This is a genomic window from Leclercia sp. UBA7405, assembly GCF_037152215.1.
Lineage (GTDB): Bacteria > Pseudomonadota > Gammaproteobacteria > Enterobacterales > Enterobacteriaceae > Enterobacter > Enterobacter pneumoniae.
Map to the genome: position 1 here is coordinate 67,455 of NZ_JBBCMR010000004.1, position 25,988 is coordinate 93,442.

Annotated in this window: 27 protein-coding genes; 11 read left to right on the top strand and 16 right to left on the bottom strand. The window is 50.2% G+C overall.

Annotated features, from left to right (window positions below; translation table 11 throughout):
- Nucleotide 1 precedes the first annotated feature (1 nt).
- Both kbl and yibB read right to left on the bottom strand, forming a co-directional pair.
- The gene (gene kbl, locus WFN75_RS18320) at nt 2–1,198 is read right to left on the bottom strand and encodes a glycine C-acetyltransferase (RefSeq protein WP_046886295.1); all 1,197 of its coding nucleotides are present in this window, start codon (nt 1,196–1,198) and stop codon (nt 2–4) included.
- Nucleotides 1,199–1,485: 287 nt separating this feature from the next.
- Nucleotides 1,486–2,343 (bottom strand): protein YibB, encoded by an 858-nt coding sequence (gene yibB / locus WFN75_RS18325; RefSeq protein WP_212478164.1) that lies wholly within the window; start codon nt 2,341–2,343, stop codon nt 1,486–1,488.
- A 303-nt stretch (nt 2,344–2,646) separates the two neighbouring features.
- Here yibB and rfaD point away from each other — a divergent pair, with 303 nt between their 5' ends.
- The 4 genes from rfaD to rfaL are packed head-to-tail and all read left to right on the top strand — an operon-like array spanning nt 2,647 to nt 6,846.
- Entirely contained in the window at nt 2,647–3,579 is a 933-nt protein-coding gene (gene rfaD / locus WFN75_RS18330) for an ADP-glyceromanno-heptose 6-epimerase (protein ID WP_212478165.1), read from the top strand.
- Between the two features lie 12 nt (nt 3,580–3,591).
- Entirely contained in the window at nt 3,592–4,638 is a 1,047-nt protein-coding gene (gene rfaF, locus WFN75_RS18335; RefSeq protein WP_046886297.1) for an ADP-heptose--LPS heptosyltransferase RfaF, read from the top strand.
- A 3-nt stretch (nt 4,639–4,641) separates the two neighbouring features.
- Nucleotides 4,642–5,604, top strand: coding sequence for a lipopolysaccharide heptosyltransferase RfaC (rfaC, locus tag WFN75_RS18340; protein WP_212478166.1), 963 nt, complete (start codon nt 4,642–4,644; stop codon nt 5,602–5,604).
- A gap of 27 nt (nt 5,605–5,631) precedes the next feature.
- Nucleotides 5,632–6,846: an O-antigen ligase RfaL gene (rfaL, locus tag WFN75_RS18345; RefSeq protein ID WP_212478167.1), complete on the top strand. Its 1,215-nt coding sequence runs from the start codon at nt 5,632–5,634 to the stop codon at nt 6,844–6,846.
- 29 nt (nt 6,847–6,875) lie between these two features.
- Here rfaL and WFN75_RS18350 read toward each other — a convergent pair whose 3' ends face one another.
- The 7 genes from WFN75_RS18350 to rfaQ all read right to left on the bottom strand — a co-directional run bounded on the left by WFN75_RS18350 (nt 6,876) and on the right by rfaQ (nt 13,897).
- A complete protein-coding gene (locus WFN75_RS18350; protein ID WP_212478168.1) occupies nt 6,876–8,018 on the bottom strand; it encodes a lipopolysaccharide N-acetylglucosaminyltransferase in 1,143 nt (380 codons plus the stop codon).
- A gap of 6 nt (nt 8,019–8,024) precedes the next feature.
- Nucleotides 8,025–9,044 carry a glycosyltransferase family 8 protein gene (locus WFN75_RS18355; protein ID WP_212478169.1) on the bottom strand — a complete coding sequence of 340 codons (1,020 nt, stop codon included), beginning with the start codon at nt 9,042–9,044 and terminating at the stop codon, nt 8,025–8,027.
- 62 nt (nt 9,045–9,106) lie between these two features.
- The gene (rfaY, locus tag WFN75_RS18360) at nt 9,107–9,814 is read right to left on the bottom strand and encodes a lipopolysaccharide core heptose(II) kinase RfaY (RefSeq protein WP_212478170.1); all 708 of its coding nucleotides are present in this window, start codon (nt 9,812–9,814) and stop codon (nt 9,107–9,109) included.
- 41 nt (nt 9,815–9,855) lie between these two features.
- Nucleotides 9,856–10,866 (bottom strand): lipopolysaccharide 3-alpha-galactosyltransferase, encoded by a 1,011-nt coding sequence (gene waaO, locus WFN75_RS18365; protein ID WP_212478171.1) that lies wholly within the window; start codon nt 10,864–10,866, stop codon nt 9,856–9,858.
- 49 nt (nt 10,867–10,915) lie between these two features.
- Nucleotides 10,916–11,713: a lipopolysaccharide core heptose(I) kinase RfaP gene (gene rfaP / locus WFN75_RS18370; protein ID WP_212478172.1), complete on the bottom strand. Its 798-nt coding sequence runs from the start codon at nt 11,711–11,713 to the stop codon at nt 10,916–10,918.
- Nucleotides 11,706–12,830, bottom strand: a complete 1,125-nt coding sequence (locus WFN75_RS18375; protein WP_040077837.1) for a glycosyltransferase family 4 protein — start codon at nt 12,828–12,830, stop codon at nt 11,706–11,708. The genes rfaP and WFN75_RS18375 overlap by 8 nt, the downstream gene beginning before the upstream one ends.
- A complete protein-coding gene (gene rfaQ / locus WFN75_RS18380) occupies nt 12,827–13,897 on the bottom strand; it encodes a lipopolysaccharide core heptosyltransferase RfaQ (RefSeq protein ID WP_336996636.1) in 1,071 nt (356 codons plus the stop codon). Before rfaQ ends, WFN75_RS18375 begins: the two co-directional genes overlap by 4 nt.
- Nucleotides 13,898–14,304: 407 nt before the next feature.
- Between rfaQ and waaA the strand changes: the two genes are divergently transcribed.
- A complete protein-coding gene (gene waaA / locus WFN75_RS18385; protein WP_336996637.1) occupies nt 14,305–15,582 on the top strand; it encodes a lipid IV(A) 3-deoxy-D-manno-octulosonic acid transferase in 1,278 nt (425 codons plus the stop codon).
- An 8-nt stretch (nt 15,583–15,590) separates the two neighbouring features.
- Nucleotides 15,591–16,070, top strand: coding sequence for a pantetheine-phosphate adenylyltransferase (gene coaD / locus WFN75_RS18390; protein WP_040077833.1), 480 nt, complete (start codon nt 15,591–15,593; stop codon nt 16,068–16,070).
- 17 nt (nt 16,071–16,087) lie between these two features.
- Here the strand turns inward: coaD and mutM are convergent, their stop codons facing one another.
- From mutM to radC, 4 genes are all read right to left on the bottom strand, one after another.
- Nucleotides 16,088–16,897, bottom strand: coding sequence for a bifunctional DNA-formamidopyrimidine glycosylase/DNA-(apurinic or apyrimidinic site) lyase (gene mutM / locus WFN75_RS18395; RefSeq protein ID WP_046886307.1), 810 nt, complete (start codon nt 16,895–16,897; stop codon nt 16,088–16,090).
- Nucleotides 16,898–16,969: 72 nt separating this feature from the next.
- A complete protein-coding gene (gene rpmG / locus WFN75_RS18400; protein WP_003024094.1) occupies nt 16,970–17,137 on the bottom strand; it encodes a 50S ribosomal protein L33 in 168 nt (55 codons plus the stop codon).
- A 22-nt stretch (nt 17,138–17,159) separates the two neighbouring features.
- Nucleotides 17,160–17,396: a 50S ribosomal protein L28 gene (gene rpmB / locus WFN75_RS18405; protein WP_002436699.1), complete on the bottom strand. Its 237-nt coding sequence runs from the start codon at nt 17,394–17,396 to the stop codon at nt 17,160–17,162.
- Nucleotides 17,397–17,612: 216 nt separating this feature from the next.
- A complete protein-coding gene (radC, locus tag WFN75_RS18410) occupies nt 17,613–18,278 on the bottom strand; it encodes a RadC family protein (protein ID WP_046886308.1) in 666 nt (221 codons plus the stop codon).
- Between the two features lie 174 nt (nt 18,279–18,452).
- Here radC and coaBC point away from each other — a divergent pair, with 174 nt between their 5' ends.
- The 3 genes from coaBC to slmA all read left to right on the top strand — a co-directional run bounded on the left by coaBC (nt 18,453) and on the right by slmA (nt 20,820).
- Nucleotides 18,453–19,667 (top strand): bifunctional phosphopantothenoylcysteine decarboxylase/phosphopantothenate--cysteine ligase CoaBC, encoded by a 1,215-nt coding sequence (gene coaBC / locus WFN75_RS18415; RefSeq protein ID WP_046886309.1) that lies wholly within the window; start codon nt 18,453–18,455, stop codon nt 19,665–19,667.
- Nucleotides 19,645–20,103 carry a dUTP diphosphatase gene (dut, locus tag WFN75_RS18420; protein ID WP_040077828.1) on the top strand — a complete coding sequence of 153 codons (459 nt, stop codon included), beginning with the start codon at nt 19,645–19,647 and terminating at the stop codon, nt 20,101–20,103. Before coaBC ends, dut begins: the two co-directional genes overlap by 23 nt.
- A gap of 120 nt (nt 20,104–20,223) precedes the next feature.
- Nucleotides 20,224–20,820 (top strand): nucleoid occlusion factor SlmA, encoded by a 597-nt coding sequence (slmA, locus tag WFN75_RS18425; RefSeq protein WP_040077827.1) that lies wholly within the window; start codon nt 20,224–20,226, stop codon nt 20,818–20,820.
- Nucleotides 20,821–20,880: 60 nt separating this feature from the next.
- Here slmA and pyrE read toward each other — a convergent pair whose 3' ends face one another.
- Nucleotides 20,881–21,522, bottom strand: a complete 642-nt coding sequence (gene pyrE, locus WFN75_RS18430; protein ID WP_040077826.1) for an orotate phosphoribosyltransferase — start codon at nt 21,520–21,522, stop codon at nt 20,881–20,883.
- Between the two features lie 62 nt (nt 21,523–21,584).
- Nucleotides 21,585–22,301 carry a ribonuclease PH gene (gene rph / locus WFN75_RS18435; RefSeq protein WP_040077825.1) on the bottom strand — a complete coding sequence of 239 codons (717 nt, stop codon included), beginning with the start codon at nt 22,299–22,301 and terminating at the stop codon, nt 21,585–21,587.
- Between the two features lie 125 nt (nt 22,302–22,426).
- Here rph and WFN75_RS18440 point away from each other — a divergent pair, with 125 nt between their 5' ends.
- Both WFN75_RS18440 and WFN75_RS18445 read left to right on the top strand, forming a co-directional pair.
- Nucleotides 22,427–23,290, top strand: coding sequence for a YicC/YloC family endoribonuclease (locus tag WFN75_RS18440; protein ID WP_040077824.1), 864 nt, complete (start codon nt 22,427–22,429; stop codon nt 23,288–23,290).
- 210 nt (nt 23,291–23,500) lie between these two features.
- Nucleotides 23,501–24,118, top strand: coding sequence for a trimeric intracellular cation channel family protein (locus tag WFN75_RS18445; protein WP_040077823.1), 618 nt, complete (start codon nt 23,501–23,503; stop codon nt 24,116–24,118).
- Here WFN75_RS18445 and ligB read toward each other — a convergent pair.
- Nucleotides 24,045–25,799 carry an NAD-dependent DNA ligase LigB gene (gene ligB / locus WFN75_RS18450; RefSeq protein WP_336996638.1) on the bottom strand — a complete coding sequence of 585 codons (1,755 nt, stop codon included), beginning with the start codon at nt 25,797–25,799 and terminating at the stop codon, nt 24,045–24,047. The two genes, WFN75_RS18445 and ligB, sit on opposite strands and share 74 nt — an antisense overlap.
- Nucleotides 25,800–25,988 lie beyond the last annotated feature (189 nt).

The following is a 25,988-nucleotide window of genomic DNA, read 5'->3' on the forward strand; positions in this document are numbered from 1 at the left end:
CTCAGGCAATTACGCCCAGCTGTTTACCGATGCGGGTAAAGGCTTCTACCGCACGTTCAATTTGTTCAGGCGAATGCGCCGCAGACATTTGGGTGCGGATGCGCGCCTGACCTTTTGGCACCACCGGGAAGAAGAACCCGGTAACGTAAATTCCTTCTTTTTGCAGCTCGCGAGCAAAGTTCTGTGCCACCACCGCATCGCCCAGCATCACCGGGATGATCGCGTGGTCAGCACCCGCCAGGGTAAAACCTGCCGCACTCATTTTCTCGCGGAATAGACGAGCGTTGGACCACAGACGGTCGCGCAGTTCGCTGCCCGCTTCTACCATCTCCAGCACTTTGATAGAGGCCGCAACAATCGCCGGGGCCAGCGAGTTGGAGAACAGATACGGGCGAGAACGCTGACGCAGCCACTCCACCACCTCTTTACGCGCAGCGGTATAGCCGCCGGACGCGCCGCCGAGCGCTTTGCCCAGCGTACCGGTGATGATGTCCACGCGGCCCATCACCTCACAGTATTCGTGCGAGCCACGGCCATTCTCACCCACGAAGCCGACGGCGTGAGAGTCATCAACCATTACCAGCGCGTCGTATTTGTCCGCCAGGTCGCATACGCCCTTCAGATTGGCGATCACGCCGTCCATAGAGAATACGCCGTCGGTGGCAATCAGCACATGGCGAGCGCCGGCTTCACGCGCCTCTTTCAGACGGGCTTCCAGCTCAACCATGTCGTTGTTGGCGTAACGGTAACGCTTCGCTTTACACAGGCGCACACCGTCAATAATGGAGGCGTGGTTCAGCGCGTCGGAAATGATTGCATCCTCTGCGCCAAGCAGCGTCTCAAAGAGACCGCCGTTAGCATCGAAACAGGAGGAGTACAGAATGGAATCTTCCATCCCGAGGAAGTTCGCCAGCTTTTGCTCAAGCTGCTTATGGCTATCCTGCGTGCCGCAGATGAAGCGCACGGAGGCCATACCGAAACCGTGGGAGTCCATGCCATTTTTGGCTGCGGCAATCAGCTCAGGATGATTCGCGAGACCTAAATAGTTGTTGGCGCAGAAGTTGATCACATGGCTGCCGTCGGCAACGGTGATATCGGCCTGCTGAGCAGAGGTAATAATACGCTCTTCTTTGAACAACCCTTCCGCACGTGCGGTCTCCAGGTCGCTGTTTAACTGTTTGTAAAAATCCCCACGCATTGCAATTCTCCAGACTCGGCAAATTTTGGCACATATTACCCAAAGCTATACGGGGATACGAGATGACGCATCATCAGTTGTCGTTTTTGCAGCATAAATCACGTGTATCCCTGTGGTATGTCGGTGCTTTTACACGGGCATGGCAATTATAGAACTCACAATAAACTATGAGTTTTATGTGGCTTTTAACGGCGCAGGAAAGAAATATCCGAAAGCGCCTTTGGTAAAGGCGCCGGGAAAACAGAAATGTAATAAAGAAGAAGAGGAGACGGCGTCGGTTGGAATGATTATTTTCTGGACAAGAAAATCCTGAGTGCCTGCATTTTTGCACCGAACCGGGAACGTTTGAAACAGCGGAACAGATCAAACCACTTACCATGTCCCAGGTAGTTCAAAGCAAACAGATCGGGTCTTTTGTAATAACACATAACAAAGATCCCTTGATCATCATCCACGATATTATTTTCAAGGGTCAATTTCTGGCTCTGGAAAACAAGAGGGTAAAACTCTTTCCATTTCTCTTGTGAACCAACAAGTGCCCCGCCAATAATATGCACATGATTACCGATCATAAAATCGAAAGCTTGTTGCAGGGAATTAACGCTAAGACCCTTTTTAATGGTAAAAAGATGCATTTTATTTGGATCGAACGGGAAATCCCAGACAGTAAGACCGCGGGTCACATTATCTTTACGGCAATAGCCAAAGTCGATCCAGGCGACAAGCGGCGTCCTAATAAGACCAGCATTAATAGCTCTGTTTACAAAATAGGATTTTAGGTTACAAACCAGTACATAATCCGGCGACCAGTATTCAGGATTTTTAAGTTGTCGCGTCTCTAGCTTGCTGGTAAAAGCTTCATCTTGTTGAATTTTTTGAATGCGCGAACGGATATGTTTAAATTTATTTTTAATATCAATCGTAATAACCGTTGTTGGTTTACCCTCACGAATAGCTTCGACTCTTGCTTTTAAATCCGGAGAGGTAAAAACCACCATGTCATTCTCAAGCGCGGCTAAACGTTCAAAATAACTAAAATAAACATCAACTGAACGCGCAAGTTTTTCGCGGAATCCTTTATTAGAAGTCCACTCTCCTCTACCAATATCAAAATATGCTGTCACAATCGTGGTAGATGAATTCATCGTAGATATAACCGTTATTATAAAAGAATAATTATAACATACCTGACTACAGGCTGTACATAGTTCATTTATTAACCAACAAACTCTATTTACCTAATAACGATTGAAAATATTAAGGCAAATTATCCCGATATAATATTTTTTCCAGCCGCCTTTATGGGAAGCAACTGAAAAGCCCTTGTTACCTTCAGAAACTCCTCAGGACGCGGTTCAAATGGCTGAAGGGATGCCGTTGTGATGATATGATTACAGACATTAGCATCCGGGATTGTCCCCGGGCTCCACACTTCAAAGGTTACAGTTATGATCATCGTTACCGGCGGCGCAGGTTTCATCGGAAGTAACATCGTTAAAGCCCTTAATGACAAAGGCATCACCGACATCCTGGTGGTGGACAACCTGAAAGACGGCACCAAGTTCGTTAACCTGGTGGATCTGAACATTGCTGACTATATGGATAAAGAAGATTTCCTTATCCAGATTATGGCGGGTGAAGAGTTCGGCGAGATCGAAGCCATCTTCCACGAGGGGGCATGCTCCTCCACCACCGAGTGGGATGGCAAGTACATGATGGACAATAACTATCAGTACTCCAAAGAGATCCTGCACTACTGTCTGGAACGTGAAATCCCGTTCCTGTATGCCTCTTCTGCAGCAACCTACGGCGGCCGTACATCTGACTTTATCGAATCCCGCGAGTATGAGCAGCCGCTGAACGTCTACGGCTACTCCAAATTCCTGTTTGATGAATATGTCCGTCAGATCCTGCCAGAAGCGAACTCCCAGATTGTTGGCTTCCGCTACTTTAACGTCTACGGACCGCGCGAAGGCCACAAAGGCAGCATGGCGAGCGTGGCGTTCCACCTGAACACTCAGCTGAATAACGGTGAAAGTCCGAAACTGTTCGAAGGCAGCGACGGCTTCAAGCGCGACTTTGTCTACGTGGGCGATGTGGCAGCGGTGAACCTGTGGTTCTGGGAAAACGGTGTGTCCGGTATCTATAACCTGGGTACAGGCCGCGCAGAGTCCTTCCAGGCGGTCGCTGACGCCGCGCTGGCATACCACAAAAAAGGCAGCATTGAATACATCCCGTTCCCGGACAAACTGAAAGGCCGCTACCAGGCGTTCACGCAGGCTGACCTGACAAACCTGCGTAAAGCGGGGTACGACAAGCCGTTCAAGACCGTTGCCGAAGGGGTAACGGAATATATGGCCTGGCTGAACCGCGACGCGTAAGGCAGGCAAGCAATGAGGATACTGGTGATCGGCCCGTCATGGGTGGGCGACATGATGATGTCGCAAAGTCTCTATCGCACGCTCAAGGCGCGTTATCCCCAGGCGATTATTGATGTGATGGCACCTGCGTGGTGCCGTCCGCTCTTATCGCGTATGCCAGAAGTGAACGAAGCGATCCCGATGCCGCTCGGCCATGGGGCGCTGGAAATTGGCGAGCGCCGCAAGCTCGGCCACAGTCTGCGTGAACGACGCTATGACCGCGCCTATGTGCTGCCCAACTCCTTTAAATCTGCTCTGGTGCCTTTTTTTGCCAGTATTCCTCATCGTACAGGCTGGCGCGGCGAAATGCGCTACGGCCTGCTCAATGACGCGCGTGTGCTGGATAAAGATGCCTGGCCACTCATGGTCGAGCGCTATGTGGCGCTGGCCTATGATAAAGGCGTGATGCAAACAGCGAAGGACTTACCGCAGCCCCTGCTCTGGCCTCAACTGCAGGTGAATGACGGCGAAAAGTCCCAGGTTTGCAGTACGTTTGGTCTTTCTTCAGAACGTCCGATGATCGGCTTCTGTCCGGGCGCAGAATTCGGCCCGGCAAAGCGCTGGCCGCACTACCACTATGCCGAACTGGCAAAACAGCTTATTGATGAAGGCTTCCAAATCGTGTTGTTTGGCTCAGCCAAAGATCACGAAGCCGGCAATGAAATTCTCGCCACACTCAGCAACGAGCAGCAGGCGTGGTGCCGTAACCTGGCAGGAGAGACCCAGTTGGAGCAGGCGGTCATTCTGATAGCCGCCTGTAAAGCCGTAGTCACTAACGACTCAGGGCTGATGCACGTCGCTGCCGCACTTAACCGCCCGCTGGTTGCCCTTTATGGTCCCAGCAGCCCGGACTTTACGCCACCGTTGTCGCATAAGGCTCGCGTGATCCGCCTGATTACGGGCTATCACAAAGTGCGTAAAGGCGATGCGGCTGAGGGTTACCATCAAAGCCTCATCGACATTACTCCACAGCGCGTGCTTGAAGAACTCAACAGCCTGTTACTGCAAGAGGAAAGCTGACAGATGCGGGTTCTGATCGTCAAAACATCCTCAATGGGCGATGTATTACATACGCTACCTGCGCTGACTGACGCACAGCAGGCAATACCGGGTATTCGATTCGACTGGGTGGTTGAGGAAGGTTTCGCTCAAATCCCATCATGGCATGCAGCGGTCGATCGCGTTATCCCGGTAGCCATTCGTCGCTGGCGTAAAGCTTGGTTTTCAGCGGCGGTAAAAGCGGAACGTAAAGCGTTTCGTGAGGCTGTACAGGCTGAAGAATACGATGTGATTATAGACGCGCAGGGTCTGGTTAAAAGCGCTGCGCTGGTCACCCGCCTCGCGCGCGGGATTAAGCACGGCATGGACTGGCAGTCCGCCCGCGAACCCCTGGCTTCGCTTTTCTATAACCAACGTCACTCTGTCCCAAAGCAGCAACATGCGGTGGAACGTACTCGTAAACTTTTTGCGCTCAGTCTGGGCTACAGCAAACCACAATCACAGGGCGACTATGCGATAGCGCAGCATTTTTTGAATCATCTTAATGCAGATGCAGGCCGGTATGCGGTATTTTTACACGCCACGACCCGTGATGATAAGCACTGGCCGGAAGCAAACTGGAGAGAGTTGATCGGATTACTGGCTGCGTCAGGGATTCGAATCAAACTGCCGTGGGGCGCGCCGCATGAAGAGGCGCGAGCCAAAAGGCTGGCTGAAGGGTTTGACTACGTGGAAGTGTTGCCACGAATGAGTCTTGAAGAGGTGGCGAGGGTACTGGCTGGCGCGAAATTTGTTGTGTCGGTGGATACAGGCCTGAGCCATCTTACAGCGGCGCTGGATCGCCCAAATATCACTTTATATGGCCCAACGGATCCTGGGTTGATTGGGGGTTATGGGATGAACCAGTTGGAATGCCGTTCTGCAAATAAAATGCTTGCGAACTTACCTGCTTCTACTGTGTTTGATCAGTTAACGTCTAAATTTTAACTCTCGTGAGCAAACGTCGGAGAAAAGATGGCCTTAGCATTACTTTTCAATAATGAGAATAAAAACTGGAAGCAATACTGGAACAGAGCATTGGTTTTTTTGTTCATTGCGACTTACTTTTTAGATGGTATTACTCGCTATAAGCATCTTATTGTCATTTTGATGACGATTACCACTATTACTTACCTATGCAAACAGCCCAGGCAGTATCTTCCCATTTTCAAAACCTTCCTGTTTGGAAGTATTGTTTTCCTGACAATTATTACTTTTTTATCACTTTTCCAGACACCAGACATCAGAGCAAGCTTAAAAGAAATCAACAACTCTGTCGTTGAAAACATGTTGCTCTGTACCCTTAGCCTTCCGGTATTATTGCGGGAGGAGAGCAAACAGCTAATTACCAGACTGGTATTGTCTGCATTCTTGACAGCATTAAGTTTTCGCAGTTTAACCTCGCTGGTTTACTATTATATTGATTTTCAAAATGGCGTACTGCCCTTTAGCGATTATCGTCATCGCGGGGTGTCAGATTCACTGGTATTTCTTTTCCCTGCCCTCTTAAATCTGTGGCTTATCAAATCTACAAAATATCGTATTGCATTCGTTATACTGAGTGCCGCTTATCTCTTTTTGATGCTAGGTACGCTTTCACGGGGAGCATGGCTCGCTGTATTGATAGTTGGCCTTGTCTGGACATTGCTGTACAGGCAGTGGAAGTTATTGATTAGTGGGATCATTATTGGAGCACTCTGCTTCACAGCCCTTATGTCGCACAAAGATGTTGCTAAGCGATTGGCTTACAAATTGCAGCAGACGGACAGCACTCATCGTTATACAAATGGTACTCAGGGAAGCGCATTCGACCTGATTATGGAAAATCCTGTCATCGGTTATGGTTTTGGTAATGCGGCCTATAAAGACGTCTACAACAAGCGTGTTGTTGATTATCCTCAGTGGACATTCCGACAGTCTATTGGCCCCCATAACCTTGCACTGTTTGTCTGGTTCGGTACGGGAATACTTGGCTTGTTCGGCCTTTTACTGATCTATGCGGGCATTATTAAAGAGTGTGTCGCAAATGGGTTTAAGAGTGATCGCTATTCGCCCTTTAATGCGTATATGGTTATTTTGCTCTCGTTCATTGGCTATTTCATCGTCAGAGGCAATTTCGAGCAAATTGAATTAGACCTGCTAGGAATTTTTGCAGGCTTACTGTTAGCCATGAAAAATAAAACGGCATAAAAAAAAGGCTACGTTAAGTAGCCTTTTTTTCAATCAAACCAGTTGTGAATAACCGCTTCAAAACTTTGTGTCACACTTGACCAACTGTAACGCTCGAATATTTGATTTTGACCCTGCTCAGCGGTCCGATGAAGATCCTCTCTAGCGAGGACATCCTTAATGTCTTGCGCTATCGAATCGACTGTCATGGGTTCGCGTAAGTGGTAACCAGTCTCCTCAGACTTTACAAACTCCACCATTCCGCCGCGAGTGCTGACAAGGACAGGCTTACCTGCCCCCATTGCCTCTATCGCCACCATACAAAACGGCTCTTTGAATTGAGAAGGGATAACAACTAAATCAGCCAGCGGATAGTAAAGATGCATCTTCTCAGGCGGAATACTACCCAGCATGAGACATTTATCCTGCATACGAGCCGCGACATCCCGGACTTCTTGCTGATATGCACCTTTATCGCTTTTACTCACTTCCATATGGTCGCCAACGACGACAAGCTTCAAATCACTCTGTTCTTCCACGAGTTTTTCGAAAGCCTTCAGAAGCAGCAATACACCCTTATCAGGAACAATACGTCCCGCGTAGAAAATGACCTTGTCGCGAGTGGTGAGGTTCAACTCCGACCTTAGCTGTGATGAACAGTCTGATTGATATGCGTCCAGATCGATACCGTTATCAACTATGACAATATCCGCATCAGGCAAATAAGCCTGATAGTAATTCTTAAGAAATTGACTCGGCACAATCATTTTAATATCAGGATTCAGTCCTTTCGGCTCAAACGCGTTGTGCATGTGTAAAACAATTTTAGTTTGTGGCGCGCGCTCCCTGATCTGTCGATAAAGCTTCATACTGTTATGTACGACAATCACGCTTTTATCGGTAATCGGAAAATCTTTTGCTATGTTAAGAATACGTTGCGAATAGGGTAAAGGATCGAGACGCGTCCATTTCTGAAAAATGCGTTTGTAAACCCGACTAAAACCGATGCGATGTATACTGCAGTTATCGTTCACCTGCGTATAATCAGAATATCCTTCGTTTTTAATACACACAATACGATTAGGAATGGTGGTTCGTTGAGCAACCTGATACATCCATGTCTCTACTGCTGCGGCGCCCCGAGGAGGAATAGAGAATATCGGCGTAACCGTAAAGATGATTTTATCAACCATTCTAATTTAGCTCTTCATCAAATTATATTTAATTGCTGTGTATAAACCGGCAAGGTACTTATTTTGATATAATAAATGTTTGTATTTCTCGCGGCACTCGTGCTTTCTTACGGCTGGCTGCCAGGGCTTTACTTTCCATGGCGAAAGCGCATAAACATCACGGAAAAATCGGGCTGACGGATAGCTTGCCCAGTCATGCCAGGGCTTCGTCACGCCCGTATAGTGTATAAACACTGTTTTATCTGTGATAAACGAAAGGTAATACTCTTTATTCTTTTCTTCAAACTCAGATTTAAGAGAATAGATTGTATTATATTCCCGCGGAAGAAGCTCAGCATGGTGGAGGAACATAATATTTAAAATATCCTGGTCTGGATACTTTATATTCTCTGTCACTTGAGGATCAGAAAGCAAATCAAAAAACTTTTCCGTCAGATGCGAATTCAACCACTGCTTCAGATTAATATACATCACACCAGAGTTAAAATAATGACCTTCGAACTCTGGATTTTTCAGTCGCTCGGCACTCTTCTTCTGCATAGAATCGACATCAACAACTACCGCACCGTACTGATCGTTAAACTCCAGAGCAATCAACTCTTCTAGTGAGCCTTTACAAGTGATGTCAGCATCAAGGTACAACAGTTTATCCAGTCGTTCAGAGAAGTAATCGAACGAGAGCAGTCTATAATAAATCGACACGGGCCAAATATTCGTTTTGGGTAGTGTCGATAAAGGTGCTGCATCAATATGATAGAGCTTAATAACTGTTTTGTGCTGTTCAGCAAGCTCAGTAAGCAGATGAACAAAGTCAGGATCTAAGACATCCGAAATAATATGAAAGGTAAACGGCGTGTCATGCTGCTTGTTATTCTCCAGGATCGATGCGATGGATATTGCTGCACCGACCTGATAGTTTTTATCGATACCCCATGAAATATTAAAAGTATCGCGGTCTTCGCATTTTTCAATGCGTTTATCCAGCACAATTATGTCTTTAAACCGGGTTAATTGTTTAAAATCCAAGTTATTTACCTTTCAGGCGTATTATCTACACGTACTGTTACTTACTAAGTCTTCGGAAATAATTAGCGTTTCTTCAGACCCAGCTTAACCTTTATTTCTCTAATAATATTTTTAACTTTCTTTTTAAAGAGGAGCGAGTTATATCCAGAATCATGCAGTGTATTTTTGATTCCGTAATGACGCTCAAGATCAAGCCTGTCTTTCGCTTTCAATAATGGGCTCGTTTTTTTACCAGAAAGATCTATCAAGCGTAATCCCTGCTCCGACACAATGAAATTAGCCTTATGTGGATCGCCTGACACCATACCATGATCATGTAACTCTTTTATTGAATCTGAAATCTCTTTCTTAATATGCTCAGGGACGTCAACATATTGTTCTAAACCTGTACCTTCAATGTATTCAATTAACATTATAAAGTAATGGGAGAAATTCAATGTCTTTTTCTCAGCCAATAGATAGTAATCATTAATCGAGGATACACCCTCGCTTCTGACTCTATTAGTCTGATAAATTAAGTTTTCGTAGTAATCTCTCTTTACGCACGATTTCAGGAATCGCTCTACTTTTTTATGTTTCGGCGCAAAGACTTTTAGTACTATCGGCCCGCGTTCGGTTTCGATCAGTATGACTTTAGTATCTTCAATTGAACGAAATACTTTTGTCACTTTAAGATTAAAACGAAGAAAATCTTTCAAAATTTTTTCATAAAAGGGATCGTTATCTTTTACGAAAACCACTAAATTATCTATTGTCTTTTTTTGAATCATAATGAAACCGTTATTTTTAAATTTTTAGTAAGTATTTATTATTACTTAATAAGTTTATTTTTATAATAATTAATGTAACTCAAAATACCCTGCAAGGTCTTTCCTTGCCTGAATTTATGCTTGGCACAATATCTATACTGATTACTATTTACTGGTTTTAAAAGCTCAACGTTTTGCCATGGAGAATGCTTCTTAGCATCAAGGAAACTTTGCGATACCGGATAATTTGCCCATTCGTGCCAGGGTTTTGTAGGACCGACATAGTGAATAAATACTGTTTTATCATTCACAGGATTCACAACATCATCTTTCAGTTCATAATTGATACTAAAACGTGTGTTGTACTTCCCGTCGATAAAATTCACTTTACCTGCCAGTAAAATGTTCAGTACGTCCTGATCCAAATGCGTGATTTTCTCTACCCACTCAGGTATACGCAGCATTTCAATCGCTCGGGTAGAAATGTCATTTTTTTGCCATTCATTAATGTTGATCAGCAAAAAACCGGCATTAAAATACCCTGAAGCCAGGGCTGGGGTAGTAAGGGTATTCGCGCGATTGGTCCACCATTCGCTATCCCTTTCTGTTACCACCGCTGCAACTTCATTTTCCGCAAACGTATATTCGGCTAGTTCTTGAATACTGCCCTTACAGGCGATGTCTGCATCAAGATACAATAACTTATCGATTTTATGATAAAAATAATCCGCTATAACAAAACGGAAATAAGTTGCATAAGACCAATTTTTGGTAAACGGCAGCGTCTTAAGCTTATCGCAATTAATCAGATAAACATTAATAGAAGTATGATATTGCGCAGCCAGCTCGGAAAAGAGTACTTTATCTTCGTCGCTAAAATAATCGGTAAATACATGGAATTCAAAATTTAGCGATTTATTATTCAGCAATATTGATGCTATCGCAACACCACAGCCAAAGAGGAAGTTTTTATCGATGCCGAATGCAATATTAAGGCTATCGTTCGATTTAATTTCTCGACAGTCATAATCAAATACTGAAAGGATGACATCTTTGTCACTAAACTGAGACATGTTAATTCTTGTCCGCTAAATATAAAGAGAAAGGATAGCCCCGGGCGGGTTACAACGACTTGCGAATCGTTCTTTCGCGAATTTTACTGGCTTTTTCTTCTGCCTGCGTTAGTAGATCGCTCTCCTGGCGAAGAATGTCTTTTAATGGCAACTCAAAATAAATCTTCATAAATCGCCAGATATCCCGCTGCGTCAATCCAATATTCATTGACGAAAAATAGAGCCCAATAAGGTCCTTATCGCGCCAGCGGCGTGGGACTTGTTCACGAATTTGCGCACGATGGAGGTCAATCATTGAGATCTTTAAATCCGCTTCGTCGCCACTGAACGGCAGATGCAGAAGAAAATGACAAATATAACAATCGCGGTGATTGATCCCTCCCGCGTGCATTTTACGAACCATGGTCGCAACACGATCGATAAGCATACGTTTCACGCGCACGTCCGGAGGATTGGTTGCCCAATCCGCACAGTAATCTTCCAGGCTAATCGTCGGGGTTAAATCTTCCGTTATGATGAAGGACGTACGCGTGAGCGGATTGAGGCCTTTCTCACCAAAGCCGACACCATACATGGTATCTACGCCCAGCTTGCTCAGCCGATGAATGGCGTGCCACTCTCTGTCGGCACCTAAAACCGGCATACGCAGCGAGAGCAGATTTTTCACGATCTCTTTCAGGGACGTCCCGCGGTGCCATTTCAGAAAATAACTTTTACCAGCCAGCTCGAAGCGCAAGGTACGGCGAGTTTCCAGCTCCCGGAAGACCTCACCCTGCAGATTTTTGACCTCTTCGAAAGCATCTTTACCGCGCCATAATGTGGCTAACGGCTCTTTCAGCTCAACCATCTAAACCACCTGTTATGATATCCGCCGCTTTCTCCGGCAGGCTGTATAAATCCTGGGTATCCGCATAATGGCGCGCATTTTCCGCCCAGGCAGCGCGCAGTGACGGTTGTGTCAGCGCTTTGCGTAACGCTTCATTCAACGCTTCTTGCCGGAAAGGCTCTGCAATGGCGACGCCGCAATTAGCATCCTCAATATAGTGTGCATAGCCGCAAACTGCCGTTGTCAGTACGGGCAAGCCTGCGGTAATCGCCTCCAGCAATACGATACCGGCGGCTTCCTGATAGGCAGGATGCAGCAGTAAATCTGCCGCTGCCATCAGCTCTGCAACATCGTTACGTCCGGAGAAGAAATGAACATTACTGCGAACGCCGAGTTTTTCCGCCAGCGCCTCGAATTTCCGCGGCTTGTCCTGGCCAACGACAAAAAGCTGGGTATTCTGACGCTGCGCCTGAGGTAGCGACGCCAGCGCCTCGATAGAACGGTCTACGCCCTTACGGCTAAAGTCAGAGCCGACCTGCAGGATTAAGTGCTGCTGCTCGTTAATGCCATTTTTCTGACGATAGATTTCGCGACTGTTTGGAATCTGTTGGCTGTACTTCCGGTCGGGGTAAATACCGGGCGGAAGGATGTGAAATCGCTCAGCTTCAGTCTGATAATGTTTCTGAAAATCAGCGATCTGCTTATCCGTCAACATCAGTAATTGCGTTGGCTTGCCGTTCTCGAAGGTCGCACGTTCAAAGGCCGCATAGTGCCGATAGCGCGAAGTCAGACGATAGAAAAATCCCTTCTCCTGCGCCACTTTCTCGGCGTAACAGACATCGGCTGCATAATAGACATCGAGGCCAGGCATCTTATTAAAGCCAACGACCCGATCCACCGGATGGTCACGAAGATGTGCCTGTACCCAGGCATGATATTCCGCGTTACGTCCATGATTGGTGCGGGATTTTACCGGGACGCGTATCAACTCAAATACGTCCGGGCACTCACCTTCCCAGGACTGGGTGTACACGCGAACATGATGCCCACGAGCCGCAACGGTCTGAGCAATGCGCATAAAATCACGCTGCAGACCCCCGAACGGGAAATATTTATATAAACAGAAAGCAACGATCATAGTGCGTCACCTTCCACTGTCGTCACATGACTTACAGGCAACATTTTCTTTACCGCCGCAATAACATCACTGGCAGGAATGACGGATAGATACATCTCATTGCGATCGCGTTGCTCGCGCGGCGGCATTGGTCGGTAATCACCGGCCCAAAACTGAATCATATTCGTAGACCAGGGGCGCCAGAAATTATGGTCTGTCGCACCAAATAAGCACACCAGAGGTGTGTTAACCGCCGCCGCGATATGTCCGGGCGCGGAATCCACGCCAATAAACAGTTCCGCATGATCAATCAGCGCCCCCAACTCCGGGAAAGTCACTTTACCGGCAAGCGCCGTTACGGGAGGTGTTTTACAGCCTTCGGCAATCGCCTTTATACAGGCCAGATCATCACTACCAGGCCCGGAGGTGAGTACGACCTGATAGCCTTCTGCATGCAGGGCATTGATGACCTCGGAAAACTTCTCGTTGTTCCAGCATTTAAATACCTGACGTGCCGTAGGCTGGATGACAACATAATGTTCGCCGACTCCGGCTTTATCCAGTTCACTACGCACGCGTTCCCAGCATGACGGGTTATAACTCATCGTGGTACGGCTGACGGACGAGGTCAGGTTCAGGGGAGCCAGTACTGAGAGGTTACTTTCAACCACATTCTCGCCTACTAAAGGGGCAAGATGAGTAAAGCTATTGCGCCAGAACGATGACTGGCGATGGCTGTAATCTTGTGAAATCCGAACGGGTACGTTGAGAAGCCTGACTAATAGCGCAACCATCCACTGATCTGTCAGGTTAACAATCAGGTCATACCGATTAGCGCGGAGGGTTTTAATTAAATTTGCGAAGTTCGCTATTTTCTCTGCCGCGTTGGCCTTCTTATTTTTAATGCCATACAGCGCGTTAATTTCAGGATTCTCAGACAATATCGGCATCGTATCCTGATAAAGAAGCACATCAATCTTTGCGTCAGGATAATTCTGTTTTAGCGTACTGATGACAGGAGTTGTTAATAACATATCTCCATGGAAACGCATCTTTATAACCAGAATTTTTCGAAATGACTTTTCCACAAGCGGCTCTTTTGTTGTGATTGTCCGGTAAAGGCAGGCAGAAAAAAGCACGCTACCGCCCCAGGCTCAACAGCTACCTGAATACTGATACCGCACTCACTTTTGTGCGCTAGTGTAACACTTCTTTCGCTTCAATCCGATACGAATAAAATTTAATCAGAGCATTCATTTTATGCAGTTAAATCAGCATGATAAACATGATGATTTACGGTAAAAGCGGCTTATTCCCGTTGGTTCCGGGTGCCCCTGGCGGTAAAATTCAACAAATCGCATAAAAATACAAAAATCATAGGCATCGCAAGTGGCGGGGTACAGGCGTCTAAATAGACCAAAAACAGGAAAAGTAATGGCAAAGGCGCAGCTAAATACATAGAATCCCCAGCACATCCATAACCCAGCGATTTACTATGCTCGAATTGCTTTACACCGCTCTTCTATACCTCATTCAGCCACTGATCTGGATACGGCTATGGGTGCGTGGACGTAAAGCACCGGCTTATCGTAAACGTTGGGCGGAACGCTACGGGTTCTACCGGCGTCCACTCCAGCCAGGCGGCATCATGCTGCATTCGGTCTCCGTGGGCGAAACGCTGGCCGCAATCCCACTCGTTCGTGCTTTACGCCACCGTTACCCCGATCTGCCGATCACCGTAACTACCATGACTCCAACAGGGTCAGAGCGCGTGCAGTCAGCTTTTGGTAGCGATGTTCAGCATGTTTACCTGCCTTACGATCTGCCTGATGCCGTTGGCCGTTTCCTGAATAAAGTTGACCCGAAGCTGGTGTTAATCATGGAGACGGAGCTGTGGCCAAACCTGATTGCGGCCCTACATAAACGCAAAATTCCCCTGGTGATTGCCAACGCGCGTCTCTCTGCTCGCTCGGCGGCGGGGTATGCAAAGCTGGGCAAATTTGTACGCCGACTGCTACGTCGTATTACCCTGATTGCCGCACAAAATGAAGAAGACGGCGAACGCTTTGTGACATTAGGTGCAAAGAACAATCAGGTTACCGTCACCGGCAGCCTTAAGTTCGATATTTCCGTCACGCCGCAACTTGCAGCGAAAGCCGTCACGCTACGTCGCCAGTGGGCGCCGCACCGTCCAGTGTGGATTGCTACCAGCACGCACGATGGCGAAGAGAGCGCGGTGATCGCAGCCCATCAGGCATTGTTAGAACAGTTTCCTAATCTGCTGCTGATTCTGGTGCCACGTCATCCCGAGCGATTCCCGGATGCCGTTAACCTTGTGCGTGGCGCGGGTCTAAGCTATATCACACGTTCATCTGGCGAAGTGCCTTCTGCCAGCACGCAGGTTGTGGTCGGCGACACAATGGGCGAGCTGATGCTGCTTTACGGCATTGCCGATCTCGCTTTTGTGGGCGGTTCGCTGGTTGAACGTGGTGGGCATAACCCCCTGGAAGCGGCAGCGCATGCTATTCCCGTCTTGATGGGGCCACATACTTTTAATTTTAAAGATATTTGTGCCCGTCTCGATAGTGCAGGCGGTCTGATTACCGTGACCGATGCTGCGACGCTGGCGAAAGAGGTCTCCTCTTTGCTAACCGATGCCGATTATCGCAATTTTTACGGCCGCCATGCCGTTGAAGTACTGTATCAAAACCAGGGCGCTCTGCAACGCCTACTCCAGTTACTGGAACCGTATCTGCCACCTAAAACGCATTGAGGGCTGTTATGCTTAAACGGGCGATTTATCCGGGCACTTTCGATCCCATTACCAATGGTCACATTGATATTGTCACGCGCGCAGCCAGCATGTTTGATCAGGTTATCCTGGCCATCGCTGCCAGTCCCAGCAAGAAGCCGCTGTTCGACCTGGATGAACGTGTCGCCCTTGCGGAAAGCGCTACGGCTCACCTGCCCAATGTCGACGTGGTCGGTTTTAGCGATTTAATGGCGAATTTTGCCCGCACACAGCAGGCCAACATCCTGATACGTGGCCTGCGTGCCGTTGCTGATTTTGAGTATGAAATGCAGCTGGCGCATATGAACCGCCATCTGATGCCCGAGCTGGAAAGTGTCTTTCTGATGCCCTCAAAAGAGTGGTCATTTATCTCTTCATCGCTGGTGAAAGAAGTGGCACGTCATGCCGGGGATGTCACACACTTCCTGCCAGAAAATGTCCATCAGGCGCTGTTAGCCAGGCTGAAATAAACGCCTGGCTTGCCATGTCATTTCTGGCACTGGCGGCAATAAAATGTTGCTCGCTGGGCATGTTTTGTCGCCACTATGGGCGAGCCGCATACCCGACAAGCCTCACCTTTGCGGCCATAAACCTGCAGTTCTTGCGCAAAGTAGCCTGGCTTACCGTCGCTTTGCAGAAAATCCTTCAACGTCGTGCCGCCCTGCTCAATCGAGCGCTGTAAAACGGCTTTAATCACTTTTACCAGCAACGCGCACTCATCAGCAGAGAGTGACGAGGCCAGGCGATCCGGATGGATCCCGGCAGCAAACAGCGATTCACTGGCATAAATGTTACCGACACCCACGACCAGCTTGTTATCCATCAGCCAGGGTTTGATAGGGGTTTTCTTCTTCTCGCACTTAGCCTTCAGGTAATCCGCATCGAAATCTTCGCTCAGCGGCTCAGGGCCGAGATGAGCCAGTACATTGTGCCCTTCCAGCTCTTTCGTCCACAGCCAGGCGCCAAAGCGACGCGGATCGGTATAGCGCAGCACTTTACCGTTGCTCATGACCAGATCAACATGGTCATGCTTCTCTGGTGGCAGCTCATGAGGCAAGATGCGCAGGCTCCCGGACATGCCGAGGTGGATAATAATCCAGCCATCAGGCAACTCCAGAAGCAGATATTTCGCGCGACGTTGCACACTGAGCACGGGTTTGTCGCTCAACGCATGAATCTCATCGGAGACAGGCCAGCGCAGGCGACCGTTGCGCACAATAGCATGAAGAATGGTCTCGCCGACCAGGTGAGGCTCAATACCGCGGCGGCTGGTCTCTACCTCGGGTAATTCAGGCATGTTTCCTCCGTTGGGCTACGCAGAATGCAAAAAACCCCGCCGAAGCGGGGTTTTTCTACAAGGAGTCTAAAATTATTTAATTTTAGCTTCTTTGTACAGTACGTGCTGGCGTACAACTGGATCGAATTTTTTCAGTTCCAGTTTTTCCGGCTTAGTACGTTTGTTCTTCGTGGTGGTGTAGAAGTGACCTGTACCAGCAGAAGAAACCAGCTTGATTTTCTCGCGAATACCTTTAGCCATGATTTATTTCCTCTTTAAGTACTTAGTACTTTTCGCCACGGGCACGCAGTTCGGACAGAACTGTATCGATGCCTTTCTTATCAATAACACGCATACCTTTAGCAGATACACGCAGGGTGACAAAACGCTTCTCGCTCTCAACCCAGAAACGGTGAGAGTGCAGGTTCGGCAGGAAACGGCGTTTAGTCGCGTTCAGTGCGTGGGAACGGTTGTTACCGGTCACCGGACGCTTGCCAGTAACTTGGCAGACTCGGGACATGTCTATTCTCCAAAAATCAAATTAGCTCGAGCTTCGTATGGGGTATCGGCGCCTCGTCAGGCTTTACAGCCCGGTCATCGCAGTTCTAAGTGAACTCTCGATTGCCAGGCCCAAATGCCAAACCCGAGATTCTCAAAGGTGGCGTAGTATACGCTGACTCGGCGGTGTGCTCAAGTCCCGAACAGACAAAGATCCCTATGGATCGCGTGAAATGGCCTAAATCCAACCATGTTCTGCAAAAGAAACGTACTCTCCGCGGCCAATGATCAGATGGTCAACGACTCTAATGTCCATGAATTGACAACATTTTATGATACGTTGGGTCACTTCTTTGTCGGCGTTGCTCGGCTCTGCGCGCCCCGAGGGGTGATTATGCGCGAGGATCACGGCGGCTGCATTTACTTTTACTGCCTCCCGCACGATTTCACGCGGATGTACCTCAACCGAATTCAGCGTTCCTGAAAACAGACGGCAATGATGAATGACTCGATGCTGATTATCCAGAAAGATCACCATAAAGATCTCACGTTCTTCTTCACTTAGCTGGCTTTGTAAAAAGGTGAGGGCCTGGTCTGGGCTCAGCAGCGAGTCATCCTCGTGCATCTGTGACACGTAATAACGACGGGCCAGCTCAGCAATTCCTTTTAACTGCGCGTATTTCGCGATGCCGATACCTTCGACACGCTCAAAATCAACCAACTCGGCCGACAGCAAGCTATACAATGAGCCAAAGTGTTCGAGCATTTCGCTGGCAAGCGTAAAGACGTTTTTGCCGCGCGTACCGGTGCGCAAAAACAGCGCCAGTAACTCGGTATCTGTTAAGGTGGCAACGCCATCTTTCAGCAGCTTTTCCCGGGGCAGCATCGGGCAGGTTATTTCCATATGCTTATCTCCTTACTATTGCAAAAGCATGCTGCCACAGGCCCGGACAGCACTCGACCTGAAATTTGCCGTCTTGCGTAGCGCCTCGCAAAGTGATTCAAGGGACAACAGCACGATGCTTTTCGGATTGTGATAAAATGCCCCACTCTCTGGTGAACCCAACAGGAAAGAATCATGAAGAGCCTGGCCGGTAAAAAAATCGTTCTTGGCGTGAGCGGCGGTATTGCTGCCTATAAAGCGCCAGAGCTGGTGCGCCGTTTGCGCGAGCGCGGAGCGGAAGTACGGGTGGCGATCACCGAAGGCGGTAAAGCCTTTATCACGCCCATGAGCTTACAGGCCGTCTCCGGTTTTCCGGTTTCCGATAGTCTTCTCGACCCGGCAGCAGAAGCCGCCATGGGCCATATTGAGCTGGGGAAATGGGCAGACCTCGTGATTCTTGCCCCGGCGACAGCAGATTTAATCGCCCGCGTTGCAGCGGGCATGGCTAACGACCTTGTGTCGACAATTTGCCTGGCTACACCGGCCCCCGTAGCAGTGGTGCCGGCCATGAACCAGCAGATGTATCGCAATGCCGCAACCCAACATAACCTTGCGACGCTTGCGTCGCGCGATCTGCTTATCTGGGGTCCGGACAGCGGCAGCCAGGCTTGTGGCGATGTCGGTCCAGGGCGCATGCTCGACCCGCTTGCGATTGTCGATCTTGCCGCTGACCATTTTTCGCCTGTAAACGATCTGCAACATCTCAACATCATGATTACCGCGGGCCCGACACGTGAGTCCCTGGATCCGGTGCGTTACATCACGAACAAGAGCTCCGGTAAGATGGGGTTTGCTATCGCTGCCGCCGCTGCAGAGCGCGGGGCAAAAGTGACGCTGGTCAGCGGACCGGTCTCACTACCCACGCCGCCGCAGGTCCACCGTATTGATGTGACCACCGCGCTGGAGATGGATGCGGCTGTTCAGTCAGACGTCCAGCAGCAGCATATTTTTATCGGCTGCGCCGCCGTCGCGGATTACCGCGCAGCTGACATCGCCGAGCAGAAAATCAAAAAGCAAGGCGATGAAATTACAATAAAAATGGTCAAAAACCCCGATATCGTTGCGAATGTGGGGGCATTAAAGATCAATCGACCTTTTGTTGTTGGATTTGCTGCTGAAACAAATAATGTGGAAGAATACGCCCGGCAAAAACGTACCCGCAAACATCTCGATTTGATTTGTGCGAATGACGTATCGCTGGCTACACAAGGATTTAACAGCGACAGCAACGCGCTGCACTTATTCTGGCAGGATGGAGAAAAACGCTTACCGCTTGAGCGAAAAGCGCTCCTGGGCCAACAATTACTGGACGAGATCGTTACCCGTTATGATGAAAAAAATCGACGTTAAGATTCTGGACCCGCGTGTTGGACAGCAATTTCCGCTGCCAACCTATGCCACCTCCGGCTCTGCCGGTCTTGACCTGCGTGCCTGTCTCGACAACGCCGTAGAACTGGCTCCGGGCGCCACCACCCTGTTACCGACTGGCCTGGCAATTCACATTGCCGATCCTTCTCTGGCAGCGGTTATTCTGCCGCGTTCTGGCCTTGGCCATAAACACGGTATCGTCCTGGGCAACCTGGTCGGGCTGATTGACTCCGATTACCAGGGCCAGTTGATGGTTTCTGTCTGGAACCGTGGTCAGGACAGCTTTACCATTGAACCGGGCGAGCGTATCGCGCAGATGGTGTTTGTACCCGTAGTACAGGCAGAATTTAACCTGGTGGAAGACTTTGATGCCACCGACCGTGGCGAAGGCGGCTTCGGCCATTCCGGGCGCAAATAAACGCCCGAACACTCCGTATTTCACAGCGCCATAATGTCATAACAAACCGCAAACGCCAGTTTGCGGTCGCTGTGTGGATGCGAGCCTGACAAGTGCTTATTTTCAGGGGTATTTTGTAACATGGCAGAAAAACAAACTGCGAAAAGGAATCGTCGCGAAGAAATACTTCAATCTCTGGCTCTGATGCTTGAATCCAGCGACGGCAGTCAACGCATCACCACCGCTAAGCTGGCCGCCTCTGTCGGCGTGTCGGAAGCGGCGTTGTATCGTCATTTCCCCAGCAAGACACGCATGTTCGACAGTCTGATCGAGTTTATCGAAGACAGTCTGATTACGCGTATCAACCTGATTCTGAAAGATGAGAAAGACACCTCTGCGCGCCTGCGCCTGATTGTCCTATTGATTCTGGGATTCGGTGAACGTAACCCCGGGCTAACCCGTATCCTGACCGGACACGCGCTGATGTTCGAACAAGATCGACTGCAGGGGCGGATTAACCAGCTTTTTGAGCGTATCGAAGCGCAATTGCGTCAAGTGCTACGCGAAAAGAGAATGCGTGAAGGTGAAGGTTACACCATCGATGAAACGCTGCTGGCAAGCCAGGTGCTGGCTTTCTGTGAAGGCATGCTCTCCCGTTTCGTGCGCAGCGAGTTCAAATATCGCCCAACCGACGATTTCGACGCCCGCTGGCCGCTCGTCGCCGCGCAATTGCAATAACATCCGTTTCACTCTGCAAAAAGTATAAGCCCGGTAAGCATCGCGCCACCGGGCTATTTATTACACGCCGTATGCTTCCCTGTACGCACGCACCGCCGCCAGGTGATCTGCCATTTCCGGTTTCTCTTCCAGATAGCTAATCAGATCTTTCAGGGTCACGATAGAGATCACTTTGCAGCCGTAATCACGCTCCACTTCCTGAATGGCAGAAATCTCGCCGCGACCACGCTCCTGGCGATCCAGCGAAATGAGCACGCCTGCCAGCTCCGCGTTATTTGCCTGGATAATCTCCATCGATTCACGAATCGCAGTTCCCGCCGTAATCACATCGTCCACCAGCATGACACGTCCCTGCAGTTCGCTACCGACCAGGTTGCCGCCCTCGCCGTGTGTTTTGGCCTCTTTACGGTTGAAGCAGTATGGAACATCGCGTTCATGGTGTTCAGCCAGCGCCACCGCCGTGGTGGTCGCAATCGGAATGCCTTTGTAAGCAGGGCCGAACAGCAGATCGAAGTCAATGCCGGAATCCATCAGCGCTTCGGCATAAAAACGGCCTAACAGTGCCAGATCGCGCCCGGTATTAAACAGCCCGGCGTTGAAGAAATAGGGGCTCTTGCGCCCGGATTTCAACGTAAACTCGCCAAACTTCAGTACCTGCTTGTTAAGCGCAAATTCAATAAACTGGCGCTGATATGCTTTCATGGATTCGCTCCTCATTCACTTTTCTACAGACAAAAAAAAGGGCGACAACGTCGCCCTTAAAATCAGTTTTCCAACGCCGCCTTCTGCGTCGTTACGATGGACTCAATCCCCCCTCGGGCCAACGCCAGCAAGGTAAGAAGTTCTTCATGGGTGAAGGGTTCGCCTTCTGCGGTGCCCTGCACCTCGATAATGCGCCCGTCTTCGGTCATCACCACGTTCATGTCGGTCTCTGCAGCGGAATCTTCTACATATTCCAGATCGCATAGCGCTTCGCCATTAACAATCCCGACGGACACCGCAGCCACCATCCCTTTCATTGGGTTGGTTTTCAGTTTACCAGCCGCCACCAGCTTGTTCAGGGCATCGGCCAGCGCCACGCAGGCACCGGTAATAGAGGCTGTACGGGTACCGCCATCGGCCTGGATAACGTCGCAGTCCAGCGTAATGGTAAATTCACCCAGCACTTTCAAATCAACAGCTGCGCGCAGCGCACGCGCGATCAGTCGCTGGATTTCCATAGTGCGGCCGCCCTGCTTACCTTTCGCCGCTTCGCGGGCGTTACGGGTATGTGTGGCACGCGGCAACATACCGTACTCGGCGGTGATCCAGCCCTGGCCCTGGCCTTTCAGAAAGCGTGGAACGCCCTCTTCAATCGAGGCGGTGCAGAGCACTTTGGTATCACCAAATTCAACAAGCACGGAACCTTCAGCGTGTTTTGTGTAATTACGGGTCAGGGTGACGGGGCGCACCTGATTTGCGCTACGACCTGCTGGACGCATGATGGAATCTCCGGCTTGAAACGAATGTGGCTGCGCATTATACGGATTAATGCCGCTTATTCCTATCCTGGGAAGGCCCCGAAAGCTATAATCCCCCCATCTCTCCTTTAAAAACAGGAACGACTATGATCCGCAGTATGACCGCCTACGCCCGGCGTGAAATCAAAGGTGCATGGGGTAGCGCCACATGGGAAATGCGCTCGGTAAACCAGCGCTACCTGGAGACCTATTTTCGTCTGCCGGAGCAGTTCCGTGGCCTCGAGCCAGTGATTCGTGAGCGTATCCGCTCCCGTCTGACTCGCGGCAAAATCGAGTGCAGCCTGCGCTACGAACCCGATGCCAGCGCACAGGGGGAGTTGGTCCTGAACGAAAAACTGGCTAAACAGCTGGTTAATGCCGCGAACTGGGTCAAAATGCAGAGTGACGAAGGGGAAATTAACCCGGTTGATATCCTGCGCTGGCCAGGCGTGATGGCGGCTCAGGAACAGGATCTGGACGCCATTGCCGCAGAAATCCTCGCCGCGCTCGACAGCACCCTGGATGATTTCATCACCGCACGTGAAACCGAAGGCCAGGCACTGAAGGCGCTTATTGAGCAGCGTCTGGAAGGGGTGAGCGGTGAAGTGGCGAAAGTGCGCACTCACATGCCAGAAGTCCTGCAATGGCAGCGTGAACGCCTGGTTTCCAAACTGGAAGAGGCCGAAGTTCAGCTCGAGAACAATCGCCTGGAACAAGAGCTGGTGCTGATGGCTCAGCGCGTAGACGTTGCTGAAGAGCTGGACCGTCTGGAAGCGCACGTAAAAGAAACCTATAACATCCTGAAGAAGAAGGAGGCCGTAGGCCGTCGTCTCGACTTCATGATGCAGGAGTTCAACCGTGAGTCGAACACTCTGGCTTCAAAGTCTATTAACTCTGAAGTGACCAACTCTGCTATTGAGCTGAAAGTGCTGATCGAGCAGATGCGCGAGCAGATTCAAAACATCGAATAACCCGCGTTGTGTCTGATGGCCCCTGTTGGGGCCATTTACTCATTTCCCCCGAGTAAATCTAATCCTAATTTCTCCCTTAAAACGCTCAACCCCTGCATTATCGCCGTCCACGCATTAGAAAAAGTATGGGAAAGTGCCTCACACAAAAAAATCTAAATCGTGAGCTAACCCACAAAACGCTACCCTGACGCCCTCACATCTGGGGGTTATATGCTGCTACATATCCTTTACCTTATTGGTATCACAGCCGAAGCCATGACCGGTGCGCTGGCCGCAGGCCGCCGACGGATGGATACTTTCGGCGTGATCATTATTGCCACAGCGACGGCGCTTGGCGGCGGTTCAGTGCGCGATATCCTGCTGGGTCACTACCCGCTTGGCTGGGTAAAGCATCCTGAATACGTGATTATTGTCGCCGTAGCAGCCGTGCTGACGACCATTGTCGCCCCCGTCATGCCGCATTTGCGCCGCCTGTTCCTGGTGCTGGACGCCCTGGGCCTGATCGTCTTTTCCATTATCGGTGCCCAAATCGCCCTGGATATGGGCGAAGGCCCGGTCATTGCGACCATTGCTGCCGTCGTGACCGGCGTGTTTGGCGGCGTATTGCGGGATATGTTCTGCAAGCGCATCCCGCTGGTGTTCCAGAAAGAGCTATACGCCGGCGTGTCATTCGCCTCTGCCGTGTTATATGTGGCCTTACAACATTACGTTTCCAGCCAGGATGTGGTGATTATCTCTACTCTGTTGTTTGGCTTTACGGCTCGCATGCTGGCGTTGCGCCTGAAGCTGGGTCTGCCGGTTTTCCATTATCGCCACGACAGCCACTAATCTTCTCCGCCTGGAACCCTTTTACGCCCTGCGTCCTCAGCCATGAGGTCAGGGCGATTAGCGTAGGGTGATGAACAAATTCAATAAGCCTGCGCGCCCTCGCTTGTCCCACCCCGGCAACCTGCCGCCAGCTGTGTTCATCCCGTTGCTGAAGTGTTAACCAGTCCTGGTCGCGAAGCGCATTCAAAGCGGTGCGCGGTAGTGGCACCCCAAGCGCTTCCAGCCAGCGAGTAAAAGGCAGCTGGCGCGCCAGATCAAAGCGGTGCCAAAGCTGAAGACCGCGCTGGGCTGATAGCCCCGGCGTCTGTTGCAACTGCGCCTTGCTCAATGCCAGCCACGAAAACAGATGTTCGAAATGGTGGATCTGATGAAGCAGACGCCATCCCGCCTCCCCTACGCCTTCGATATTCAAAACCGATGGCGCGCTCAGCCGTACGAGCCGGGCGATAAACTGTTCACGACAAGCCGGTGTGGCATAAAAACAGGTTAGCGGGGTATACCCGGAGGCAGGAGGTTCAGGCTTTGTGCGATCCGCCCCTCGCCAGACCACGCTGTCAATGCGCGGTATGCCCTGCCCCGCCAGGCTAACCTGAATCTGATCTCCCGGCGCAAGATCCAGCCTCTGCCAGCGCGCCACAGAACCGAGGTTAACCCGCTGGACACGCTTGTCATCCAGCTGTACGGGCTCCAGCGTGGCGACTACCGCTATTCGCCCGGTGCGTCCCACGGTAAAAGTAATTGCCTTCACTTCTGTCACCCGGGCCGCCGGGGCATATTTCCACGCCACGACCCAGCGCCCCTCGCCCGGCAACCACTCCTCTCCCTTTGGCTCTTGCCCCGAGCGAACCACAATGCCATCCGTTACGAAGGGCAACGGCGAGTGATACCACTGCTGGCGGAGCGCTTCTGCCTCTTCTGCACGGGTGATTTTTCGTGTCCATGCTTCGGTCCAGAGAAAACCGGCCTGGGTGAGCGCCGTCAGCCGCTGCGGCATCGAAGCGGGCCCATCAGGCCAGGCCCAGATAAAAACATCAATATCGTTAAGTAGTGCGCTTTCACCATGTCGCATCATTGCCCCGGCAACCCTGGCCCGCGCGTTCATCCCTCCCATTTGCTGCTGAATGTGCCCCTCACGGCGTAAAAAGAGCTCTCCCTGCAAGACGCTGTTTGCCAGCAGACCCGTCGTATGAACAGGTATCCGCGGCAACGCCTGCACTTTTGTTGTCCAGTCCTCTCCTTTCAGGCCATCTCCGCGGCTCGTCGCCTGCACCAGTCGCCCCTGGCGATAAACCAGCGTGACCGCCACCCCATCAACCTTAGGTTGCACCCAGAGATCGCCACGATTTCGCATCCACTCGCGAAGCGCCGCGCTATCTTTGATTTTTTCCACTCCGGTATGGCTAACAGGATGACGGGTTGTGCCCCGCGTGGCGGGCAGCATCAGTGCCGCGTGCTCATCGCCAAAACAGCGCTGCCACTGTTTTAACCGCTCGCTCAGTTGGTCATATACCTCGTCGTTGACGTTGCTCACCCCATCCTGCCAGTAAGCCTTATCCCAGCGGGCAATCTGCGCACTAAGCCGGTTTATCTCTTGCTCCGCTTTTGCGTGCGACCAGACAGGGCAAACCGCCATTCCGTAGCCGCTCCATACCATCATTACTGCTCCAGCCCATCGCCACATTGTTACCCCTCCCTGCAATGAGAATGGGTATAACGCAGACCGACTCCCGAGTGCGATGGGCAAAAGCCAATTCCACGAGGCGTTATCCAGAAATTGTTTTTGTTGCAGCAAACGGGCAATAAATCTGGAAAAAAGCAGGCAAAAATCTGCAAGAGAGGGAAAAAATGTGACAAAGGCTACGTCGCGCAG

Coding starts and splice junctions, on each gene's coding strand:
- kbl (WP_046886295.1), bottom strand. CDS start 1,198: ATGCGTGGGGATTTTTACAAACAGTTAAACAGCGACCTGGAGACCGCA.
- yibB (WP_212478164.1), bottom strand. CDS start 2,343: ATGAATTCATCTACCACGATTGTGACAGCATATTTTGATATTGGTAGA.
- rfaD (WP_212478165.1), top strand. CDS start 2,647: ATGATCATCGTTACCGGCGGCGCAGGTTTCATCGGAAGTAACATCGTT.
- rfaF (WP_046886297.1), top strand. CDS start 3,592: ATGAGGATACTGGTGATCGGCCCGTCATGGGTGGGCGACATGATGATG.
- rfaC (WP_212478166.1), top strand. CDS start 4,642: ATGCGGGTTCTGATCGTCAAAACATCCTCAATGGGCGATGTATTACAT.
- rfaL (WP_212478167.1), top strand. CDS start 5,632: ATGGCCTTAGCATTACTTTTCAATAATGAGAATAAAAACTGGAAGCAA.
- WFN75_RS18350 (WP_212478168.1), bottom strand. CDS start 8,018: ATGGTTGATAAAATCATCTTTACGGTTACGCCGATATTCTCTATTCCT.
- rfaY (WP_212478170.1), bottom strand. CDS start 9,814: ATGATTCAAAAAAAGACAATAGATAATTTAGTGGTTTTCGTAAAAGAT.
- waaO (WP_212478171.1), bottom strand. CDS start 10,866: ATGTCTCAGTTTAGTGACAAAGATGTCATCCTTTCAGTATTTGATTAT.
- rfaP (WP_212478172.1), bottom strand. CDS start 11,713: ATGGTTGAGCTGAAAGAGCCGTTAGCCACATTATGGCGCGGTAAAGAT.
- WFN75_RS18375 (WP_040077837.1), bottom strand. CDS start 12,830: ATGATCGTTGCTTTCTGTTTATATAAATATTTCCCGTTCGGGGGTCTG.
- waaA (WP_336996637.1), top strand. CDS start 14,305: ATGCTCGAATTGCTTTACACCGCTCTTCTATACCTCATTCAGCCACTG.
- coaD (WP_040077833.1), top strand. CDS start 15,591: ATGCTTAAACGGGCGATTTATCCGGGCACTTTCGATCCCATTACCAAT.
- mutM (WP_046886307.1), bottom strand. CDS start 16,897: ATGCCTGAATTACCCGAGGTAGAGACCAGCCGCCGCGGTATTGAGCCT.
- rpmG (WP_003024094.1), bottom strand. CDS start 17,137: ATGGCTAAAGGTATTCGCGAGAAAATCAAGCTGGTTTCTTCTGCTGGT.
- rpmB (WP_002436699.1), bottom strand. CDS start 17,396: ATGTCCCGAGTCTGCCAAGTTACTGGCAAGCGTCCGGTGACCGGTAAC.
- radC (WP_046886308.1), bottom strand. CDS start 18,278: ATGGAAATAACCTGCCCGATGCTGCCCCGGGAAAAGCTGCTGAAAGAT.
- coaBC (WP_046886309.1), top strand. CDS start 18,453: ATGAAGAGCCTGGCCGGTAAAAAAATCGTTCTTGGCGTGAGCGGCGGT.
- dut (WP_040077828.1), top strand. CDS start 19,645: ATGATGAAAAAAATCGACGTTAAGATTCTGGACCCGCGTGTTGGACAG.
- slmA (WP_040077827.1), top strand. CDS start 20,224: ATGGCAGAAAAACAAACTGCGAAAAGGAATCGTCGCGAAGAAATACTT.
- pyrE (WP_040077826.1), bottom strand. CDS start 21,522: ATGAAAGCATATCAGCGCCAGTTTATTGAATTTGCGCTTAACAAGCAG.
- rph (WP_040077825.1), bottom strand. CDS start 22,301: ATGCGTCCAGCAGGTCGTAGCGCAAATCAGGTGCGCCCCGTCACCCTG.
- WFN75_RS18440 (WP_040077824.1), top strand. CDS start 22,427: ATGATCCGCAGTATGACCGCCTACGCCCGGCGTGAAATCAAAGGTGCA.
- WFN75_RS18445 (WP_040077823.1), top strand. CDS start 23,501: ATGCTGCTACATATCCTTTACCTTATTGGTATCACAGCCGAAGCCATG.
- ligB (WP_336996638.1), bottom strand. CDS start 25,799: ATGTGGCGATGGGCTGGAGCAGTAATGATGGTATGGAGCGGCTACGGA.